At 73.9% G+C, this 4,463-nt stretch carries 4 protein-coding genes; 1 reads left to right on the forward strand and 3 read right to left on the reverse strand.

From position 1 onward, the window contains the following. Window positions 1–229 precede the first annotated feature (229 nt). The 3 genes from ACFV9M_RS41820 to ACFV9M_RS41830 are packed head-to-tail and all read right to left on the reverse strand — an operon-like array spanning window position 230 to window position 3,011. Window positions 230–946: a cupin domain-containing protein gene (locus ACFV9M_RS41820; protein WP_385079760.1), complete on the reverse strand. Its 717-nt coding sequence runs from the start codon at window positions 944–946 to the stop codon at window positions 230–232. Further along, the gene (locus ACFV9M_RS41825; RefSeq protein WP_385079762.1) at window positions 940–1,866 is read right to left on the reverse strand and encodes a PmoA family protein; all 927 of its coding nucleotides are present in this window, start codon (window positions 1,864–1,866) and stop codon (window positions 940–942) included. Before ACFV9M_RS41825 ends, ACFV9M_RS41820 begins: the two co-directional genes overlap by 7 nt. Further along, entirely contained in the window at window positions 1,863–3,011 is a 1,149-nt protein-coding gene (locus tag ACFV9M_RS41830) for a Gfo/Idh/MocA family protein (protein WP_385079764.1), read from the reverse strand. Before ACFV9M_RS41830 ends, ACFV9M_RS41825 begins: the two co-directional genes overlap by 4 nt. A gap of 328 nt (window positions 3,012–3,339) precedes the next feature. Here ACFV9M_RS41830 and ACFV9M_RS41835 point away from each other — a divergent pair, with 328 nt between their 5' ends. Then, window positions 3,340–4,215: an undecaprenyl-diphosphate phosphatase gene (locus ACFV9M_RS41835; protein WP_385079767.1), complete on the forward strand. Its 876-nt coding sequence runs from the start codon at window positions 3,340–3,342 to the stop codon at window positions 4,213–4,215. Window positions 4,216–4,463: the final 248 nt, after the last annotated feature.

A 4,463-nucleotide genomic window follows, 5' to 3' on the forward strand; every position in this document is an offset into this window, starting at 1 on the left:
GACTCGACCTGCTCCATCGTCAACGCGTCAGCACACAGTCGTATCAACGACCACCTGATACACCCCGTCACGCCAGATGCGGTTGCAGTACTAGGACACAGAACAGCTAGGGACTGCCAGGGACAGCTAGGGAGCATCTTCCGGAATCAGCGGCCCGGCTCCGGTCCCAGGGCGGGCCGTGGTCCCGGGGCGGGCCGTGGTCCCGGGGCGGGCCGTGGTCACGGCCGCCTCATGGCTGCGGCGGGTACACGTCCAGCCGCCCGCACATCCCGAACCGCCCCCGCTCCGAGGGCTCTTCGGACCGTACGACGGCGGCGGCGAGGTGGGAGACGTCGCCGGCCGCCAGCCGGTCGAGCTGCTCCCCCGTCGCCTCCGCAGCCGCCCGGGCGCCGCGCAGCCAGCGCTCGCGCCACTCGGCGAGGTGGGGCCGGACGAGGGCGGCGGCGGCCCGGTGGAAGGCGGCCAGGGGCTCGGGGCCGTCCGCCTCGCGCAGGGCGCGGTAGCCCTCCAGGGCGAGGTCGCGGCGGGCGCGGGCGATCCGCTCGCGCTCCGCCTCCGGCGCGTCGGCCGGAACGGCGGTGGCGGCGGCGTAGGTCTCGGGGTCGGTCAGGTACCGCGGCGGCAGGGTGAGGACGGCGTCGCCCGCTTCCGGCAGTCCGCCGTTCTGCATCAGGACGGTGATGCGCAGGTCCCCGTCGTTGACCAGCCGGTGGACGGTGCCCGGGGTGAACCAGACGACCGTGCCGGGCGTGAGGGGGGTGACCTCGTACCCGGAGGCGGTGAGCGTCTGCACCGCGCCCCGCCCCCCGGTGACGACGTACCCCTCCGAACAGGCCAGGTGCAGATGGGGCGTTCCGCCGCGCAGGCCGTCGGCGGCCGGCCAGTCGTAGACGCACAGGTGGGAGAGGGCGACGCCGCCGGGCAGGCCCGGGTGGGTGCTCACCACGGGTGGGCCCGGAGGTACTCGGTGATCTCCTCCCGCTCCCAGGCCCCGTCGGCCACGACGACGCGGTAGCGGCGGGTCAGCGTGTCGCCGGGGGCCAGCTCCAGCTCGTCGTAGAAGGCCCAGGAGGGGGCGATGCCGGCGAAGGGCTCGTTGCGCACGAACCAGTGGGCGGGATGGGCTCCCCGGGCGCCGGAGTGGTCGTTCTCCGGGGCGTGGGCGAAGACGACCGTGGCGTGGCCGTCGGTGCCGTCGTGCTCGCCGGAGAGGGCGAGCCAGGGGCCCTGTGTGCCCATCAGCTCCGGGCCCTCCCCCTCGGGGCCGATGACACGGCCGTCCCGGAAGGCGCGCGGGCCGCGCCAGAACAGGCCCGTGTAGCCGGCCGTCTCCCGCCCGGCGGTGGTCGGGCTGCCGAACCGCAGCGGCTCGTCACGGCGGTTGGTGATGGCGCTCGTCCAGGTCAGCGCCCATGACCCGGCGGCCCGGTCGACGTCGTGCACCTCGATCCGGCGTGTCTCCCCGGCCCACAGCTCACCGCTGTGCGGGTGCCAGGTCAGGCGCTCGGCGATGACGGCCCGGTCGCCCTCGCAGACGACCTCGTCGAAGCCGGCGTGCGCCATGGAGCCGACCCGCTCGGGGAGTTCGAGGTAGCCCTCGCCGTGGACGTAGCTGTTGCCGCCCCACAGGTTCGCGCCCGAGAGGTGGGAGGCGGTCAGCGACAGGCCCTTGTGCCAGCGGTGGTCGTTGGGCCGGTAGTCGGTGACGACGTCGCCCGCGAGGGTGCGCAGGGGGTGGAGGTACGGCTTCGGCGCCTCCCAGGCGGCCTCCGGCCGGTACACGTAGGCCAGCAGTTCGACGCCGGTGACCGGGTCGGTGACCGTGACGCGGTCGCCGTGCGCGTGGACGAGACGCAGACCGGTCACGCGGACACCTCCTCGGCGGCCGGCGCCCAGCCGGGGGCGCCGCCGTGCAGGGCGGTGTAGTAGGGGTCGCCGGGGCCGATGCCGCCCCGCTTCACCGTGGTGTCGGTGAACGCCGACTTGTACAGCGCGGTGACCAGTTCCAGGCTGGTGCGCCCGTCGGCGCCGCTGCTGCGCGGCCGTTCGCCCGCGCGCATGCTCGCGACCAGCTCGCGCAGCTGCGCGAGGTGCGAGCTGGGCACGTCCGGTCCGAAGTCCTGCCAGGCGGCGGCCCGGTCCCCGGGGACGTCCGGGGCCGGCGTGATACGCCAGTTGGCGTTGGAGTGGCCGTAGAGGTGGGTGAGCTCGACCGTGGCGTGTTCGCAGTCGATCCGGATGCGGCTGACCTCGTCGGGGCTGAGGACGCTGTTCACGATGGTGGCCATGGCTCCGTTCTCGAAGCGCACCAGCGCGGTGGAGACGTCCTCGGTCTCCACGTCGTGCACGAGCCGGCCGGCCATGGCGTGGACCTCGCTCCAGGGGCCGAGCAGGTCCAGCAGCAGGTCCATCTGGTGGATGCCGTGGCCCATGGCGGGCCCGCCGCCCTCGGTCCGCCAGCGGCCGCGCCAGGGCACGGCGTAGTACGCGGTGTCGCGGTACCAGGTCGTCTGGCAGTGCGCCACGAGCGGCCTGCCGAGGGCCTCCTCGGCGAGCAGCCGCCGTACGTGCCGGGAGCCGGACCCGAAGCGGTGCTGGAAGACGATCGAGGCGTACGGGCCGCTTTCGGCCCCCTCCTCCGCCTGGACGGCGTCGTAGTCGGCGAGCGTCGGCACCGGGGGCTTCTCGCACCACACCCAGGCGCCGGCCCGCAGCGCGGCCACGCTCTGCTCGCGGTGCAGGGTCGGCGGGGTGCAGATCGCGACCAGGTCGGGGCGCTGCTCGGCCAGCATCCGCTCCAGGTCGGTGTAGGCGTGCGGGACCCCGTTGTCCGCGCAGAAGGCCTCGGCGGCGGCGCCGTCGATGTCGACGGCCGCGACGACCTCGGTCTCCCCCTCCGCCGCGAGCTGCTGGAGGGCGGGCAGGTGCGAGCCGCGGGCGATGGCACCGGTGCCGACGACAGCGGCACGGATGCGGCGGCCGGCGAGCGGAGCGGATGCGGGTGGGGTCATGGGCGTGATCAGCACTCCTCCGACGAACGACCGTACAAGCGAGCGGGCCGGACGCTCGGGCCTCCTCGTGGGAGAACGGCCACCGAGCGCACAGCAAGCGCTTTCTCTGCGGCAGCAACGTAAGCGGCGGTCCACCGGTCGGTCAACACATCCGCGCAGGTCGGCTGCCACGCGCACCTCCCCTGCGCGATCCCCTTCAAAACCCCTGTGCCCGGGCTGTCGCCGGGGGACGCTACGCTGCCCTTCGACACACCACTTGATCACCGCGCGCGGCGGCCCGCCGGGTTCGTCGCCCCCTCTCCGATCGGCACTTGGACTCCGTAACCACATGTCTTGGTTTGAATCCCTCATCCTCGGACTCGTCCAGGGGCTGACCGAGTTCCTCCCCGTCTCCTCCAGCGCGCACCTGCGCCTGACCGCCGCGTTCTCGGGCTGGGAGGATCCCGGCGCCGCCTTCACGGCGATCACCCAGATCGGCACCGAGGCCGCCGTGCTGATCTACTTCCGCAAGGACATCGGGCGCATCATCTCGGCGTGGACCCGCTCGCTGTTCGACAAGACGATGCGCAAGGACCACGACGCCCAGATGGGCTGGCTGGTGATCGTCGGCTCGATCCCGATCGGCCTGCTCGGCGTCACGCTCAAGGACCAGATCGAGGGCCCCTTCCGCGATCTGCGGGTCACCGCGACCATGCTCGTGGTGGTCGGCATCGTGATCGGCATCGCCGACCGGCTCGCGGCCCGCGACGAGAAGAGCGGGCGCCACCGCGCGCCCAAGCAGCGCAAGACCCTGGACAACCTGGGCGTGAAGGACGGCCTCATCTTCGGCCTCTGCCAGGCCTGCGCCCTGATCCCCGGCGTCTCCCGCTCCGGCGCCACCATCAGCGGCGGCCTGTTCATGGGCTACCAGCGCGAGGCGGCGGCCCGGTACTCGTTCCTGCTCGCCATCCCCGCGGTCCTCGCCTCCGGCACCTTCGAACTGAAGGACGCCATGGAGGGCGGCCATGTGGACTGGGGGCCGACGGCGTTCGCGACGGTGATCGCGTTCGTGTCCGGGTACGCGGTCATCGCGTGGTTCATGAAGTTCATCAGTACCAAGTCCTTCATGCCGTTCGTCTACTACCGCGTGGTGCTCGGCATCGTGCTGATCGGCCTGGTCATGGCGGGCGTCCTCAGCCCGCACGCGGCGGAGTCGGCGGGCTGAGGTCCGTCGGGGGGCGGGCCGAGACCGTCGGCGGGCGGGCTGAGGTCCGGCGGCGGGCCGGCGGCCCGCCACCGCCCTGGCCCGGGCGCCGGTGCTCGCCCCGCCCGCCTGTCCCGCACCGGCGGGCGGTCCACGGCCGCTGGCCCGGGCAACCGCCCGCCCGGCCCGGCCTCCCCCGGCGGCCGGTCCGCGGCCGCCGCCCCGGTCCGCGGCCGGGTTCTCCGGCCCCCGGCCCCCGGCCCCCGGCC

The organism is Streptomyces sp. NPDC059895 (assembly GCF_042731035.1).
Classification (GTDB): Bacteria; Actinomycetota; Actinomycetes; order Streptomycetales; family Streptomycetaceae; genus Streptomyces.